Annotated in this window: 17 protein-coding genes; 9 read left to right on the top strand and 8 right to left on the bottom strand. The window is 39.7% G+C overall.

Annotated elements, in window-relative coordinates:
- Positions 1-163 precede the first annotated feature (163 nt).
- Positions 164-355: a YpfN family protein gene (locus OOA_RS04500; protein WP_008910943.1), complete on the top strand. Its 192-nt coding sequence runs from the start codon at positions 164-166 to the stop codon at positions 353-355.
- Here the strand turns inward: OOA_RS04500 and OOA_RS04495 are convergent.
- The 4 genes from OOA_RS04495 to ypfJ all read right to left on the bottom strand — a co-directional run bounded on the left by OOA_RS04495 (position 336) and on the right by ypfJ (position 4,249).
- Entirely contained in the window at positions 336-2,348 is a 2,013-nt protein-coding gene (locus OOA_RS04495) for a tRNA(Met) cytidine acetyltransferase TmcA (RefSeq protein ID WP_008910942.1), read from the bottom strand. The genes OOA_RS04500 and OOA_RS04495 overlap by 20 nt on opposite strands.
- A 7-nt stretch (positions 2,349-2,355) precedes the next feature.
- Entirely contained in the window at positions 2,356-2,808 is a 453-nt protein-coding gene (locus tag OOA_RS04490) for a DUF441 domain-containing protein (RefSeq protein ID WP_008910941.1), read from the bottom strand.
- A gap of 246 nt (positions 2,809-3,054) precedes the next feature.
- On the bottom strand, positions 3,055-3,348 hold the full coding sequence (locus OOA_RS04485; protein WP_008910940.1) for a DUF7677 family protein: 294 nt from the start codon (positions 3,346-3,348) through the stop codon (positions 3,055-3,057).
- A gap of 16 nt (positions 3,349-3,364) precedes the next feature.
- Positions 3,365-4,249: a KPN_02809 family neutral zinc metallopeptidase gene (gene ypfJ / locus OOA_RS04480; RefSeq protein WP_008910939.1), complete on the bottom strand. Its 885-nt coding sequence runs from the start codon at positions 4,247-4,249 to the stop codon at positions 3,365-3,367.
- A 428-nt stretch (positions 4,250-4,677) separates the two neighbouring features.
- Between ypfJ and OOA_RS04475 the strand changes: the two genes are divergently transcribed.
- The 6 genes from OOA_RS04475 to OOA_RS04450 all read left to right on the top strand — a co-directional run bounded on the left by OOA_RS04475 (position 4,678) and on the right by OOA_RS04450 (position 8,985).
- The gene (locus tag OOA_RS04475) at positions 4,678-5,118 is read left to right on the top strand and encodes a PPC domain-containing DNA-binding protein (protein ID WP_008910938.1); all 441 of its coding nucleotides are present in this window, start codon (positions 4,678-4,680) and stop codon (positions 5,116-5,118) included.
- A 36-nt stretch (positions 5,119-5,154) separates the two neighbouring features.
- The gene (locus tag OOA_RS04470) at positions 5,155-5,736 is read left to right on the top strand and encodes a hypothetical protein (protein ID WP_008910937.1); all 582 of its coding nucleotides are present in this window, start codon (positions 5,155-5,157) and stop codon (positions 5,734-5,736) included.
- Positions 5,737-5,738: 2 nt separating this feature from the next.
- Complete coding sequence (locus OOA_RS04465) at positions 5,739-6,443, top strand: energy-coupling factor transporter transmembrane component T (RefSeq protein ID WP_008910936.1); 705 nt, start codon at positions 5,739-5,741, stop codon at positions 6,441-6,443.
- A complete protein-coding gene (locus OOA_RS04460) occupies positions 6,434-7,279 on the top strand; it encodes an energy-coupling factor ABC transporter ATP-binding protein (RefSeq protein ID WP_008910935.1) in 846 nt (281 codons plus the stop codon). The genes OOA_RS04465 and OOA_RS04460 overlap by 10 nt, the downstream gene beginning before the upstream one ends.
- A complete protein-coding gene (locus OOA_RS04455) occupies positions 7,263-8,057 on the top strand; it encodes an energy-coupling factor ABC transporter ATP-binding protein (protein ID WP_008910934.1) in 795 nt (264 codons plus the stop codon). Before OOA_RS04460 ends, OOA_RS04455 begins: the two co-directional genes overlap by 17 nt.
- Positions 8,058-8,349: 292 nt before the next feature.
- On the top strand, positions 8,350-8,985 hold the full coding sequence (locus OOA_RS04450) for an epoxyqueuosine reductase QueH (protein ID WP_008910933.1): 636 nt from the start codon (positions 8,350-8,352) through the stop codon (positions 8,983-8,985).
- 134 nt (positions 8,986-9,119) lie between these two features.
- Here the strand turns inward: OOA_RS04450 and purC are convergent, their stop codons facing one another.
- The 3 genes from purC to dapA form a co-directional block, all read right to left on the bottom strand.
- The gene (purC, locus tag OOA_RS04445; protein ID WP_008910932.1) at positions 9,120-9,833 is read right to left on the bottom strand and encodes a phosphoribosylaminoimidazolesuccinocarboxamide synthase; all 714 of its coding nucleotides are present in this window, start codon (positions 9,831-9,833) and stop codon (positions 9,120-9,122) included.
- 951 nt (positions 9,834-10,784) lie between these two features.
- Positions 10,785-11,834, bottom strand: a complete 1,050-nt coding sequence (gene bamC / locus OOA_RS04440) for an outer membrane protein assembly factor BamC (RefSeq protein WP_008910931.1) — start codon at positions 11,832-11,834, stop codon at positions 10,785-10,787.
- A 16-nt stretch (positions 11,835-11,850) separates the two neighbouring features.
- Positions 11,851-12,759, bottom strand: coding sequence for a 4-hydroxy-tetrahydrodipicolinate synthase (dapA, locus tag OOA_RS04435; RefSeq protein WP_008910930.1), 909 nt, complete (start codon positions 12,757-12,759; stop codon positions 11,851-11,853).
- 274 nt (positions 12,760-13,033) lie between these two features.
- On the opposite strand from dapA, the gene OOA_RS04430 reads away from it, so the two are divergent.
- Together OOA_RS04430 and bcp are read left to right on the top strand one after the other, a co-directional pair.
- Positions 13,034-13,591, top strand: coding sequence for a glycine cleavage system transcriptional repressor (locus tag OOA_RS04430; RefSeq protein WP_008910929.1), 558 nt, complete (start codon positions 13,034-13,036; stop codon positions 13,589-13,591).
- A 14-nt stretch (positions 13,592-13,605) separates the two neighbouring features.
- On the top strand, positions 13,606-14,076 hold the full coding sequence (bcp, locus tag OOA_RS04425; protein ID WP_008910928.1) for a thioredoxin-dependent thiol peroxidase: 471 nt from the start codon (positions 13,606-13,608) through the stop codon (positions 14,074-14,076).
- 230 nt (positions 14,077-14,306) lie between these two features.
- Here the strand turns inward: bcp and OOA_RS04420 are convergent, their stop codons facing one another.
- A complete protein-coding gene (locus tag OOA_RS04420; RefSeq protein ID WP_008910927.1) occupies positions 14,307-15,293 on the bottom strand; it encodes a P1 family peptidase in 987 nt (328 codons plus the stop codon).
- Between the last annotated feature and the right edge of the window lie 194 nt (positions 15,294-15,487).

The raw sequence follows: 15,487 nt of genomic DNA, 5'->3' as shown, positions 1-15,487 counted from the left end.
CCTCGCTCAAGCAAAAACATGGTTAAATAGATACAATGACGTATAGGGGCATACCCTATCGGAATTTTCATTGTATTGCGATTCTAAATATGTGCCTGTAAAAGTGACAACTTTTCTTCCACTTCTTTAGTCACCTTATATTATCAAGTAAAGAAGATTGAATATGCATTGGTTAGCAGATTATTGGTGGGTAATCCTACTTATCTTAGTTGGCCTCATCTGGACTTCAGTTAAAGAGATGATGAGACTCGATCATAAAAAATTTCTCGATGATAAACCTGATATACCACCTCATAAAGATAACAACCATCTTTGGGATGAGGATGACGACTGGCCTAAGGATAAGAAGCGTTAACTTTTTGTTCTATTTTAATGGCAAGCTCTGGATGATCACGCTGCATAATGTCACAAATTTCTCCCCTAGCTTGTTTTAACCACTGTTTATGACCCGTTAATTTCAATTGCTGGCAAATCTCTGTCAGCGATAGTTTCTGTTGGAAATACAACCGCAATGATATTAAGTCATCCTCACTTTTAACTAAAAAGCGTTGGATTGAGGCGCTACTCGACGCTAAAGCTCGACGATAAAAACCAAAACCAATTAATTCGACCAAATCCTCATCGGTTAAATTTTGTTCATTGCTACTATTTAAATTAAATTCATCTAGGTCACAACGCCAAAAAAGATCTCGTGACAATAATTGTTCTGCTCGTTCACAAAGGCGTTTTGCTTGTACTGATAGTGGTAAAATAGCCATGCCTGTGTAGCAACCGCTACTCGCTTCTAAGTGACTCCCCACTCGAATTAACCTATAGCCTGCTTTTTGCCAAAATCTCAGTAACTCGGGGGTTAACCCAAAACTTACCGATACAAAATCCATTTCTAGTGAAGCTGCCTGCTGTTTTTGTGCTTCAAGTAACTGTAAACCAGCCTTCTGGCGGCGATGCGCTGCGCCAACTGCAATACGCATGGTTCGCAGCGATTTCATCTGAGAGGCAAGTGGAAAATAACTATGAGCAGCGAGAGATTGCACAACTAAATTTCCTCTAGGACGCCGAATACCCGCCCAAATTTGCCAGCTTAGTGTGTTATCCAATTCACCTTCTTCAACCATCCATAATGCTCCTATCAACTGAGAAGCAGATTTTACCATCATAAATTGCTGGCGGCTTGCATCGAGTAAACGGCGTAAATCAAGGGGAGATGTTCGATAATGAGCACTAGTGAGAAGTCCATAAAAATCATTTAGCTGTATCGGGTCATTCACCAATGTTAGCTGAGTAACAGGTAAAACTTGCCATGATGTATGATTGTCGTTAACCATTTCTGGTTCTTGCAGCAGCAATGCCTGATTGAGCCAATTCTCTAGTGGGTCGTTAACTGCCCATCGAATAGGCTCAATCAAATCAATCGCTGTAAAATCATTAAGTTGAGCACAAAATTTGTTAACAAAACCACGTCCAGTTCCCTCATAGCCATCAACTGTCGTCGTCAATAAAACACGCGGAAAATAATCGATCATCTGCCGTAAAATATAAGTTGGTATTACAGCGGCTTCATCAATAATTAGCCAATCTGCTGTAACCTCTCCACCATTCTTACAATGACGTAATAATTCGTCTGGTGCCCAAAATGTAATTGGTTGACCTACATGTCTTTCGAGAATTTCTGTCGCCGCTTTAGCTGGTGCGCTACACCAGCATTCACCTTGCCACTGCTTAACTAACATACCCGCAAGTGTCGACTTCCCACGACCTCGTGGCGCTATTACCCCCCAAACACCCTTTTTTGCGGATAATAATTGATTTAACGCGTGTTGTTGAGCGACCGTGGCCATCCCTGTTGGAGGCTGCCAATACGGAGGGGCAGGCATGAGTGAAAACTGTGGATTATGGTTTTGTTGCCAAACTAAAACATCAGATTGTGCTTGAATAATTCGTTGTAGGTGGTGCACAAAGTTTGGTGTCGGAATAATGCCATGCTGTTCATTCCAACGTGCACTATCAGTATCGGGTTGTTGTGCCCATAAACTTTGGGGAGGCGTGCATAAAATAAGTAAACTACCCGCCTTTAATGTGCCCGCCAGCATCGCTAACGCTTCGCTATGAAACCCTTCTCTTGCGTCAAAAATAGCATGCAAAAACTCTCGACCTAATAATAAATGCGCTTTATTAGCAGGTATTGCTCCCGTAAGTGTCGTCGATAACGTCAGCCAGTCACCTGAAATATCTGATTGAATATAATCAAGTCTATTTTCTATCCATCGGCTTTCACCGGATAAAACCAATAAGCGTCGATAACCAGAATCACTTAATTGAGCGCATATTTCAGGAAGTGAATTATTCATATATTCGCTAAGATTTACCAATCAATAATGATAAGATCCCCGCAGCGATAAGTGGCCCAACTGGCACACCGCGAAATAAGGCGACTCCAATCACAGTACCAACAAGTAGACCTGCCACCGTTGAAGGCTGATGCGACATTAATGTAACACCACGACTTCCAAGCCAAGAAACGGCAATACCAATAACAATAGCAAGTATTGATTTCCAATTTAGAAATGAGCTTAATACGTCATGTGCTGAAATTTTGCCACTCGCGATAGGTGCCATCACGCCTATCGTTAATATGAGAATACCAACCGTTAATCCATATTTTTCTACCCATGGAAAATAATTATTTAATGGCGTAATTCGGACCACTAGCAAAAATAGCATTGCTAAAGTCACTGTCATATTATGACTAATTATTCCAAGACCAGCTAAAACCAGTAAAATTATCAAGGTCGGATCGACTTGACTCATAGCATATTCCCTGTACAACACGCTGTCTTACTTACACAATCAGCGAAAATAAAATAATTATGGCTCATCTTATTGGCTCACTGCGTAAGAAGCAAACCTAACCGCTTTCTATTACTCAAATATTCTACAAATAATCTCTCAGCTTATTTGCTAAAGAAATCAAAACCACTATTACTTAACAAACTTGAAAATTTTGATTAGCATAAGGTAAGCAATAAATTGATTTTTATTAATCTTATGGTTCACTTAATACAATGCTATCTCCCAATCCTCAAACGGTGGTTCGATTTTGAATGATGCATCACAATAAGCTCGAATATAATCTGTTGCCCTTTTTTGTGCATGAATAAAATTTAATACATTTCCATCACTATCGAGTTCCAATGTATTGATAAATATTGCATATCCCTGTTCAATAGCACTCGGTTCATCGCCATAGAGAGAGAGATAATCAATACCTTCCAGCATATAATGTGAACCACTTGCCATAAAATAACTAAACGTTCGTATTGCACTGCTAACACTATGACTCAATTGCATTATCTAACCTTTAATTCTAATTTTTAGCAGTAAACGTATTACAGCTGTTTAAATCGCCTGTTTCAAAGCCTTTTTTAAACCAAAAATAACGCTGCTGTGAAGTTCCATGTGTAAAACTATCTGGGATGACTCGCCCTTGGCTTTGCTGCTGTAATCTATCATCACCAATAGCTTGAGCGGCATTTAATGCCGATTGAAGATCACCGTCATCTAAAATACCTTCTTTGTTCATGTTGTATCCCCAAACGCCAGCAAAGCAGTCAGCCTGTAATTCCAATTTCACTGAGAGCTTATTAGCATCTTTTTGACTCATACCTTGCTGCTGCCTTCTCACTTGTTGCTCAATACCTAACAAGTGCTGAACATGATGACCAATTTCGTGAGCCACGACATAACCTTGTGCAAATTCACCACCAGCACCAAGCTTTGTTTTCATATCGTTATAAAAAGAGAGATCGATATACACTTTACTGTCTGCGGGACAATAAAATGGTCCCATAAATGCTTTACCTTGCCCACAAGCCGTTGTCGTTCCGTTGCGGTAAATAACCAGTGTCGGTTGCTGATACTTCTTACCTAATTTATTAAACTCTGACTGCCAAACATCCTCTGTTGAGGCAAGCATCACGGAGGTAAAATCAGCAAGTTGTTCGTCTTGTGGGCTAAGCTGTCTATTTTGAGTTTGTTGTTGGTTTGTTGTACCAATGGGCTCTCCAGTTACTAGACCTGTAAGATCAATACCATAATAACCTGCAACAACAATCACTATTAGGATCACGACTCCACTTTTACCTCGTAGAGGAATACGCATTCCGCCTCTCGATCTACCAAAACCATTTGATGAATCATCAGATCGTCTATCTTCTATATTGTCGCTACGGCGACGATTTTGCCAACGCATGCCCTCCCCCCTTCATGAGTAAATAAGTGACTCGTATGTATCTTGAGCTATTCAAGGTTCATCGCAGTTTAAGTCTAAAGTCTGTAAAATTTGGTTAATCATTTTTATTCAGATATCGCCTTTAGTTACTCATAAGCGACATTACATCATTTTGCCAAATTGACTAATAACCATTATCGATATTTATTCCTTACCTATTAAGTAGATAACTTGCTTATGACTAACTCCGTGTCGATAAATAGAAATAGCGTGTAATTTTAATCGAATAATCAATAGAAAACACTTCATCAATGATATCTCTATTATTGTCACTTACAATAATAGAGATTAATCTATATAAAATTACTATAACTTATTACTTCACAGCATTTCTACCAATGGATAAGCCGTGTCATATTCAACTCACTAATAATTTTAGGATAATAAGAATGAGTTTACCTTTACTTCCCACCTCGAATGCTCGCTATCTAGCCCTTCGTTTACGCCCAGGTGAAGATGTTATTCCAACACTGCGAAAATATGTTGAACAAAATAATTTACAGGCTGCATTTATTGCTGGATGTGTTGGCAGCTTAACTCAGGTAAGCCTACGCTTTGCTGGCCGTGAAGATACTCAAGAAATAGTGGGTAAATATGAAATAGTGTCACTCATTGGTACATTAGATCCTAAAGGTGAACATTTACATCTGGCAATTTCTGATGAAAACGGCCATATGCAAGGTGGCCATATGATGGAAGGTTGCACAGTTAGAACGACTCTAGAATTAATCATTGGTGAATTAGACGATATCAGTTTCACTCGTGAGTATTGCGAACTCTCTACCTATGAAGAGCTGGTTCCTACTGCCCGCAATACTAAACAAGCTTAGCTCTCCCGTTTTTATTTACTAAGGATTGACATCGTCATGACAAAATCACCTCTCATTTCCAGTCGTACTTTGGTACTCATTGTATTTTCTATTGCCATTAACATGCTTGGTGGGCAAATAAGCTCTATGATTAAATTGCCCATATTTCTCGATTCTATTGGCACATTAATCTGTGCGCTTTTAGCTGGGCCTTGGGTCGCATTATTTACGGGTTTATTGACCAATTTATTGTGGGGATTACTCAGTGGTCCTATTGCTGCGGCTTTTGCTCCGGTCGCGATGATGATTGGTCTTAGTGCAGGCTTACTTGCTCGTGCGGGTGGTTTTCGCACATTTCCACGAGTCATTCTTTCTGGTGTCGTCATCACCTTTGCACTAATGATAGTCGCGGTCCCTATCCGTACCTATTTATTCGCTGGCACGACAGGTAGTGGTGCTGATTTCTTCGTTGCTTACTTTCATGCGGTTGGTGATAACTTACTTGAATCCGTTGCAATTACCGTATTAGGCGCAAATCTCGCAGACAAAATACTGTCAGCCTTAATTGCATGGCTACTTGTTCGTCGTTTACCACAGCGTGCACAGAGAAACTTCCCGAATATGGCGCAGGTACGATAAGCATGCACCCTTTTACCTCGCTGACGTTATGGTTTTGGCTCAGCGCATCTGTTGTGTTATTACCCTTTGGCTGGCCTTTAATTATCATCGGCCTGGTAACATTTATGGGCCTGCTAACATGGCGGGCCTCACGCTATCGATGGCGTTTTGTGGCTTGGTTTATGCTACCAATGGCGGCAGGACTTTGGCTTATTCATAGTGGCTGGTTAGCTTATTGGATTACTGGAGAGGTCTCTATCCATACTCAACAAGAAAAAGCGCTGGCCTTGTGGTTTCGGTTATTAACTATCATCAGTGGTGCTCAGTTATGGCTGCAATTTGTCCCGACAGGAAAATTTATTCGAGCACTGTTAGCAAGTCGATTACCCTTAAGTTTTTCCTACCTATTAGCAGGACCTTTATTGTTTTTGGAACAACTACGTCAGCAATTAAATAGTATCAAAGAAGCACAACTTGCTAGAGGTGTCCCCTTTGATGGAAATATTTGGCAAAGATTCATCTCATTACCTGCACTATTTTTACCTCTCGCTACACAGGCGTTGAGTGATCTCACCATTCGAGGTGCTGCACTTGATATGCGTGGTTTCCGCACAGCGGCTAAACGAACAACGTTAGATGCCCCAAAGGACACGCGCTTTCAGGCTATTTTACGTTACAGCATTTTAATCGTAATTTTAATCGAAGGAGGGATCCGCTGGTGGTGGTGAATTTTCAGCAAATGGGATTCACACCAAAAGGTGCTGAATCCACGTCACTTGGCCCAATTGACGTCCAATTAGCCGCTGGAGAATGGCTAACTGTGTTAGGTGGTAATGGCAGTGGTAAAAGTACTCTCGCACAACTATTGTGTGGCTGGTTTCCCGAACTATTGATGGGGCAATTAGATGGTATAGCCGAGGTATTTTCTCAACCTATATCCGAAGAGACACTTGCCACACTGAGTGCCCATCGTCAACTAGTACAACAATCTCCCCAACTTCAACTCTCTGGATGTACTTTTAGTGTTGAGCATGAAGTCGCTTTTGGTCCCGAAAACCTCGGATTACCCGAAGAGGAAATTATACAACGAGTTAATGATGCAATCACCTTGACGAACTGTGAAAAATTGCGTCATCGACATCCTGTGACACTTTCTGGTGGAGAAGCACAACGAGTTGTATTAGCCAGCGCACTTGCTATGCGCCCTAATCTATTATTATTAGATGAAGCGTTCAGTCGCCTTACCCCCAAAGCAACTCATACACTGCTAATTCAACTCAAACAATATTCACAACAAACAGGTTGTTGCGTAATTTTATTTGAACGCAACCTTCTCCCTGCAATCAGCTTTTGTGACAAACTAATGTTACTTAACGCTGGAAAAATTATTGCTAGTGGTGATAGAACAACGATATTTCCATCAACTCAGACAAGCATCAACATGCCTGATGCTTGGCGAGCGCTTGGCCACTTAGTGAGCCAAAACAATTGGAAAGCTGCCATTCCAAGTGATGACAATGCCTTGCTTCAAGCATTTAAGGATAATCATGCTACACCTCGATAATATTTCCTACCATTGGCCTAATGCTGCTCAAGAGACTATTTCTCAGCTTTCATTGAATATCGCTACGGGTGAATGGGTTGCTCTAGTTGGCGATAATGGTGCGGGTAAGTCGACGCTGTTACGCCTTACTGCGGGTTTATTACATCCAACTCACGGCAACGTCAAGCTTAATGGAAATAAGCTTTCTCAGTATAAAGCGGCACAACGGGCTAGTCATATTGGTGTGTTGTTTCAAGAAGTTGAAAAACAAGTTTTTTATAGCAGCGTAAAGGATGAAGTCGCATTTGGTCTTCGCCGTCAAAAACTACCTCCTCATGAGATTGAGCAGCGGACATTAGACGCGCTTGAAATCTGTAATTTGCTTGATGCTGCTGACACACATCCTCTTGATTTAAATACCGGTCAACGACGAATGGTTGCAGTAGCCAGTCTCAGCGCTATTGCGCCTAAAATTTTACTACTTGATGAGCCTAGCCGTGATTTTGATGCATATTGGTTGGAATGCTTTGAGCATTGGCTAGAAATGCAACGAGCAGCGGGTACAGCTATATTGGCTATCAGCCATGACCTTGATTTTGTTGCCCGCCATTTCGAGCGTGTTATTCATTTATCGGCAGGAAAACTGATTGATGATGGCGCGCCTGAAACCGTTTTGCTACATCCTGATTTACAGCCTGACTCCGTACTACCTGCCCCCACTCTCTATTCATTAAGTCATGCACTTAATCTTGAATTAGAACATGATCCTAAACGGTGGGCTGAAAAGTTTATAATTTAGTTGCTTTAATTCCACATAATTAACCGCAAAGATATCCCGAATTACATAAAATACGATGCGTATTCGGGGTATCTAAGAAGCGACAACATTATGGGTTCACTTCACTAAAGGACGGGGTTTTACAACCCACCGGATAAGGGATAACTTAAAGCTGTAAATATATAAGAGCATGTTCAATCAAGGTTAATAATCACTCAATAAAATAACTAATAGAAAGATGCAACTTTCCTTTTTACTGTATTATCTTATACTTGTAAAAAGTGTAAATTTAAAAGAGCTTCAAATGACAACAATGAGAGAACAACTCACATTACCTGCAAATGCTGATAAACTACTCCTTCATTCATGCTGTGCCCCATGCTCTGGTGAAGTAATGGAAGCACTCCAAGAATCAGGCGTTAATTATACAATTTTTTTCTATAATCCAAATATTCATCCTAAAAGAGAATATTTAATCCGCAAAGAAGAAAATATACGCTTCGCTAAGAAACACAATATTCCTTTTGTTGACGCTGATTATGATACTGATAATTGGTTTGATAGAGCAAAAGGCATGGAGCAAGAACCAGAACGTGGAATTCGCTGTACTATGTGCTTCGATATGCGTTTTGAACGCACTGCCTTATATGCCGCTGAGAATGGTTTCTCTGTAATATCCAGTTCGCTTGGTATTTCTCGTTGGAAAAATATGCAACAAATTAATGACTGTGGAACTCGAGCTGTTGCGCCTTATCCTAATATGGTTTATTGGGAATATAATTGGCGAAAAAAAGGCGGTTCAGCGCGAATGATTGAGATCAGCAAACGTGAGCAGTTTTACCAACAAGAATATTGTGGCTGTATTTATTCATTAAGGGATACCAATAAACATCGTAAATCCCAAGGTCGAGATTTAATTAAAATAGGTGTTCAGTACTATACGCCTTAGCCATCAACAATCCCCTCTTTCAAGCCATCCTTTTCATGATGGCTTTTTTATTGAATTCTCATTTATATTATGACTCGAATTCAATAAAAAAACGGGAACACAACGTTTCCCGCTTCATCTTAACACTAAAAAAATTAGTCTAAATTCACACCAATACGACGGGCAACTTCTTCATAAGCTTCAATTAAACCACCTAAGCTTTGACGGAAACGATCTTTATCCATTTTATTCATCGTTTCTTTATCCCATAGGCGGCTGCCATCTGGAGAAAATTCATCGCCAAGAACTACTTTGCCATTAAATAGACCAAACTCGAGTTTAAAATCGACTAAAATTAACCCAGCATCCGCAAAAATTTTCGATAGCACTTCGTTTGCTTTATAACTTAAACGCTTCATTTCAGATAAGTTTTCTTTGTTTACCCAACCAAACGTTTCACAATACGATTCGTTAACCATTGGGTCGTGTTTTGCATCATCTTTTAAAAATAAATCGAACAAAGGTGGGTTTAAAATTAGCCCTTCTTCAACACCTAGGCGTTTAACCAAAGAACCTGCCGCACGGTTACGAATAACGCATTCTACAGGCACCATCTCCAGTTTTTTGACTAATGCTTCAGTATCAGATAACAATGCTTCCATTTGTGTTGGAATACCTGCTTCTTCTAACTTACTCATAATAAAATGGTTAAACTTATTGTTTACCATCCCTTTACGGTCGAATTGCTCGATGCGCTCGCCATCGAGTGCTGATGTATCATTACGGAATTCCAGAATCAAACGGTCAGGATCCTCTGTGGTATAAACTGTTTTTGCTTTACCACGATACAACTCAGCTTTCTTTTGCATCTTACACACTCCAGAGATGTGATTATTCAATTAGGATATCAATCTGCAAAATGACAACAGCAGATTCAGATAAGTAACAGTAGAGCCCTAAAATCGGCGGTTCATTGTTACTTTTCTGCTCTGTTTCAGTAAGTTACTCTAACATTGAACTTGAAAGGCTAACTGACTGATATTCAATATTTTATCTATTATCGCTAATTATGATAATAAAATTTACGCGCAGACGCAAACGATTACTTAATCATGTGCAATGATTTTTTTTTCATTAATTTAGAAAACTTTCTATTGTTTTTTTGCAATCATCATTAAGCGTTCAAATCATTTTGGATATGGATAGTATGTTATTTTAAATCATAAAAAAGCCATATATTGAAGTGACCGCAATATTTGGATAACCAATTACTGGGGTCTTTTTATATCAAAACAAAACTGTGATTTAAAAATTATCATTGCAAACTAATATCTAGCAGAGGAAGCATCCTGAAAGCCTTCAAAAATAACAATTAACTCATTCACTATCGTTCGTATCTCGATAGCGAATGAGTAGAAAGTCTATCCACTCACCATTATTTACTTATATAATCAATTAGTTATAAACCTCAAGGTCACTAAAAATGCACATGTAACTTTAGTCACCTAAATGCTAGAGAATGAGATGTTTTGATTAACAAAAGCGCAAAAAAAACGTTACATAGTGACCAAGGCTGGCAATACCGAAATTGTCATTATCAGAAATGTATCATGGCTACCATTTCAAGATGCCGATGAATTGATGGATAAAATTGAAGAATATATAAAGTATTAAAACATCAAACAGATTAAAGCCAAATTAAAAGGCCTGACTCCGATTGAATATCGAAATCAGGCCTCACAAGCCGATTAACTAAAAGTGTCCAATTATTAAGGGCACTTCAATTTTTTAGAACAGCGGCTTCTTTTATAATCAAACGATTATTTTTTACTAACTTTACTGAAAGCGGCTTTCAATACAGCAACCATATCATCATTTTGTTTTTGAGTTAATGGTACGCCTTTAGTGTTAATAAACTGTAAGCTACTACGGTTATTCAAATCACCCACTTGAACTTTATAATCCGCTTCAGGAATTGATGGGTCATCAATGCCTAAATCTTGCCACTCAGAACTGCTTAAGCCTTTATAAGTGACCACAACAGAACCCGTTGAACGGCTACGGTCACCAACTTTCATTCCCACACTTTCAAACGTATGTGGTAAACGTTCCCACACAGCATCAAATGGCGCACGAACGATAACAACTGGCAAGCCTGTCGAATCACTACCGGTCTGAACATCAATGATGCCATACGCGTTCTGAATGCTATTTTTATTAGAGGTATCACGCAGCGCATACAAACTATCGGTTAATTCGTTTAACAGTAATTTGTTATAACGCTGAATTTCAGCTTGATCGGTAATTGTTTCAGTACCTTGACGTAAGCCTAAATTAGTTACTGTCAGTGCAATCATGCCTGCTTGCGGCTGTACAGTCACTTTATGCCGACTTTCTAGTGGGACATCTTCATCGGCACGATCCCATTTAACCCAGTCAGTTTCAATCGAACGTGAACCGTCATCTTTAGATGAAACAGGAATATTACGCTGTTCCAAAATCATCGCCACTTGAGACCACAGTGCACTATTTTCAGGTGTATTATCAAGCAACAAACGGCTTGCTTCTGCGCTATCTTCAGTACGTGAACCCGCTAATTGCGAGATAGTGAGTACTGGAGGACGAATATCTAGTGCTTTACCTACCGCACCTGATGAGGTGATTTTAGGGATTTCATACTCACCATTTTGCAGTGGTAATGTCATTCCCTGAGGTATATTCAACACTTTCAATGGCGCGGCATCGAGATATTCTTCGTTACCGCTGACCTGACGTTTATAGCGCTGATCGCTGGAGCAGGCTGCCAGTAACACAACAAGTGACAGGCCAGCAACCTTCATAACCTTCGATTTTTGCAATAATGTTGCCATTAAAATTCCCTAAATTTTACAGTAGCCCAGCGAGTTTTAGGGCCTCTTCCACTTTTTGTTGGCCTGATACTGTTAACGGTGTCATTGGTAACCGTAATGTATCGTCGGAGATCAGACCAAGGCGGTGGCAAGCCCATTTCGCTGGAATTGGATTAGGCTCAACAAATAACTGCTGATGCAAACCCATCAGGAGTTTGTTTAATTCACGAGCCTCAGTATATTTGCCCGCAAGCGCTAAGTCACACATTTTTACCATTTGTGCGGCAGCAACGTTAGAAGTTACTGAAATTACACCTTTTCCACCCAATTGCATGAAGTCGAGTGCGGTTGCATCATCACCTGTGAGCAGAACAAAATTATCATCAACCAGTTCTTTGATTTGGTGAACCCTTGCTAAGTTCCCCGTTGCTTCTTTAATTGCAACAATATTCGCCAATTTAGCTAAACGACCTACCGTTTCAGGTAGCAAATCACAACCAGTACGTGATGGTACATTATAGAGAATTTGAGGCAAGCTTGTGTTTTCTGAAATTGCTTTAAAATGTTGATATAACCCTTCTTGTGATGGCCTATTATAATAAGGTGTCACTGTCAGGCAACCAACAACGCCTGAGTTTTCAAATTCTTTCGTTAGCGATATCGCTTCTGCGGTTGCATTCGCACCCGCACCCGCAATAATTGGAATACGTCCATTAGCCAGTTCAAGCGTCTCATGAACCACATCAATATGTTCTTTATGATTTAAAGTGGCTGATTCACCCGTTGTCCCAACAGACACAATAGCAGAGGTACCGCTTTCAATATGGTACTCGACCAACTTTTTCAAGCTTTGCTTATCCAAACGCCCTTTTGAATCCATTGGTGTGATGACAGCGACAATACTGCCTGTTAAAAATTCTTTATAATTTGTGTTTGAATGAGACATACCAATACCCCTTAAATTATGTAGACTCCATGGTACGTTTTCATTTCAAAGAAGAAAACCACCCAAACGCAGGTTTTTAATGAATTTTGTTAATACCACCATGATTAACTTAAATAGAAGTAATAATTCTCAATCATTCTTCTCAAGAGTGAATCAGCGCACTTGGCAGAATCTCATTTTTATGTTTTCCTTACCAATATCAGCAAGCAGATTTTCATGCTTGAATTATTTAAGTTACAGAGTGAATCTGCACAATAAGAAAAAGGAATAGACTTTGCTTAAGACAGAACAGCAATTTCTTGTAATTACTGCACTGGGAACAGATCGCCCTGGCATTGTAAATACAATTACACGTCTTGTGAGCGAATGCGATTGTAATATCGAAGACAGCCGTTTAGCCATGTTTGGTAAAGAGTTCACTTTCATCATGATGCTTTCAGGAAGCTGGAACTCGATTGCACAGATAGAAGCGACTCTACCTCTAAAGGGCGCAGAACTTGAGCTACTTATCGTAATGAAACGTACTCAAAGTGTCCAAACATTAGATTACCCATCAACAATAACCGTCAATGTAATGGTAGATGATGCACCTCGCATCGTAGAACAATTTACTAACTTATTCACCACCCAACATTGTAACATTGCCGAACTAATCTCAAAGACACAACCAGCAAAACATGACATGCCCGCCCAGCTTGAAATTCAAATCACTGCGCATCATCCTCTGGATGATAATGGCATAATTATAAAGAATAAATTTCAACAACTATGTACAATACTCAACGCCACAGGCAACATAAGTATTGTTAATAATCCAAAAATGCAAAGTTAACGGAGATATATGTAATGAACCCATTGAAAGCCGGTGATAAGGCACCTCAATTCAGCCTTTCTGATCAAGATGGTGAAATCATCAATCTTTCAGATTATCAGGGTCAACGCGTATTAGTTTACTTTTACCCTAAAGCTATGACCCCAGGATGTACCGTTCAGGCATGTGGCCTGCGCGATGAAATGGATACTCTCAAGCAAAAGGGGGTTGAAGTTTTAGGTATTAGCACAGATAAACCAGAAAAACTGGCTCGTTTCGCTGAAAAGGAAATGTTGAACTTCACGCTTTTATCAGATGAAGATCACCACGTTTGCGAGCAATTTGGTATTTGGGGCGAAAAACAATTCATGGGTAAAACTTATGACGGTATCCACCGCATCAGTTTCCTTATCGATGCTAATGGAAATATTGAACATGTGTTTGATAATTTCAAAACCAGCAATCACCATGAAATAGTGCTTGAGTACTTAAATTCTCACGCTTAAGTTAATTTGATAGGGTTGTTTTGTTTAACACAACCCTTTCTATCTTTGCTCTCCATTAATCGTTTAAAAACAGACTTACTCACAATTTGTGACCTCATGACATTATTTTATTTAGCCGTAATATATAAAATATTCAACACTATCTATTGTGGCACCTCAATAGCACCTCGACAAACATGAATTTAACTCAATCAAAAAAATAAGCAATGCCCTGCTTTCTATTCTATAAATTAAAGTTCATTAAATGATTTATAACCTTGTGCACTTTCTGCCGTACAAACTCCGCGAAGCACTGCTCGAGCAACAACTTCTGCGGCTAAGAGTCCTACAATATTAACGGTTGATTTGACGCCTCCGACAGTTGCAGCAAAGAGAGTATCTCCATCACTTGTTGTGTGGATAGGGTAAATTGTTCGGGCTAGACCATCATGTGCCATTTGTGCAACTTTCGTCATCTCAGCCTTAGTCAACTCGGCATTTGTACAAATTATTCCAATCGTTGTATTTGCTAATTTTGTTTGCAGACTCTCACTTGACTCAATCATCTCAGCCTGAATATCCAACAAATTTCCAGCGGCATCACAAGCGCCTGCAATAACTTTTCCATTTAAAGGATCACGAATTTCACCTACCGCATTAACGACTATCATGGCTGATACTATTAGGCCATTTGACAAGCTAACCGTGGCTGTACCCAATCCTCCTTTCATTGCTTTATCAAACCCACAAATTTTACCAATCGTCGCACCTGTTCCAGCACCAGTATTGCCATTTATGGTTGGGGAATTGGAAGCATTCTTTGCTGCTAAATATCCCATATGATGATCAGGTCTGATTTTAGGATCACCAAAGTTGAGATCAAAAATAATTGCTGCTGGTACAATCGGTACTTTCACAAAATCGAGATCATACCCTTTTCCACATTCCTCAAGATACTGCATAACCCCACCCGATGCGTTAAGCCCATATGCAGAGCCACCACTGAGCATTATCGCATGCACTTGTTGAACAGCATTTTCGGGTCTTAGTAGGTCTATTTCTCGAGTTCCCGGCGCACCGCCACGAACATCAACACCGCAAATAGCACCATTTTCGAATATGGCAACGCTACACCCAGTCATTTTTTCTTGATCCTGAGCATGTCCTACTGTGATACCAGGAATATCAGTCAGACTTCCTTCACTGTAAGAGAAAGTAACTTTAGTTTTATTGTTCATGACAGACTCTTTTCATAAAATAATTTAGGAGCGAATTTTTCTTGCAAATTCTATTTACTGTGCGCAACGAATACGCCCCTATTCGACATAGGTTACTAAAATTTTGTTCACAATCGCTGCGCAAAATATCTTCTTTAATATAATGAGGCTGGTAATTAGAATTAATAGCAATTCAAATTTTCACGTAATTCAAA

This window comes from Providencia burhodogranariea DSM 19968 (assembly GCF_000314855.2).
GTDB classification, from domain to species: Bacteria; Pseudomonadota; Gammaproteobacteria; order Enterobacterales; family Enterobacteriaceae; genus Providencia; species Providencia burhodogranariea.
Note: the sequence above shows the minus strand (reverse complement) of the source record. Positions and strands in the feature narration are given on the sequence as shown.

Coding starts and splice junctions, on each gene's coding strand:
- OOA_RS04500 (WP_008910943.1), top strand. CDS start 164: ATGCATTGGTTAGCAGATTATTGGTGGGTAATCCTACTTATCTTAGTT.
- OOA_RS04495 (WP_008910942.1), bottom strand. CDS start 2,348: ATGAATAATTCACTTCCTGAAATATGCGCTCAATTAAGTGATTCTGGT.
- OOA_RS04490 (WP_008910941.1), bottom strand. CDS start 2,808: ATGAGTCAAGTCGATCCGACCTTGATAATTTTACTGGTTTTAGCTGGT.
- OOA_RS04485 (WP_008910940.1), bottom strand. CDS start 3,348: ATGCAATTGAGTCATAGTGTTAGCAGTGCAATACGAACGTTTAGTTAT.
- ypfJ (WP_008910939.1), bottom strand. CDS start 4,249: ATGCGTTGGCAAAATCGTCGCCGTAGCGACAATATAGAAGATAGACGA.
- OOA_RS04475 (WP_008910938.1), top strand. CDS start 4,678: ATGAGTTTACCTTTACTTCCCACCTCGAATGCTCGCTATCTAGCCCTT.
- OOA_RS04470 (WP_008910937.1), top strand. CDS start 5,155: ATGACAAAATCACCTCTCATTTCCAGTCGTACTTTGGTACTCATTGTA.
- OOA_RS04465 (WP_008910936.1), top strand. CDS start 5,739: ATGCACCCTTTTACCTCGCTGACGTTATGGTTTTGGCTCAGCGCATCT.
- OOA_RS04455 (WP_008910934.1), top strand. CDS start 7,263: ATGCTACACCTCGATAATATTTCCTACCATTGGCCTAATGCTGCTCAA.
- OOA_RS04450 (WP_008910933.1), top strand. CDS start 8,350: ATGAGAGAACAACTCACATTACCTGCAAATGCTGATAAACTACTCCTT.
- purC (WP_008910932.1), bottom strand. CDS start 9,833: ATGCAAAAGAAAGCTGAGTTGTATCGTGGTAAAGCAAAAACAGTTTAT.
- bamC (WP_008910931.1), bottom strand. CDS start 11,834: ATGGCAACATTATTGCAAAAATCGAAGGTTATGAAGGTTGCTGGCCTG.
- dapA (WP_008910930.1), bottom strand. CDS start 12,759: ATGTCTCATTCAAACACAAATTATAAAGAATTTTTAACAGGCAGTATT.
- bcp (WP_008910928.1), top strand. CDS start 13,606: ATGAACCCATTGAAAGCCGGTGATAAGGCACCTCAATTCAGCCTTTCT.
- OOA_RS04420 (WP_008910927.1), bottom strand. CDS start 15,293: ATGAACAATAAAACTAAAGTTACTTTCTCTTACAGTGAAGGAAGTCTG.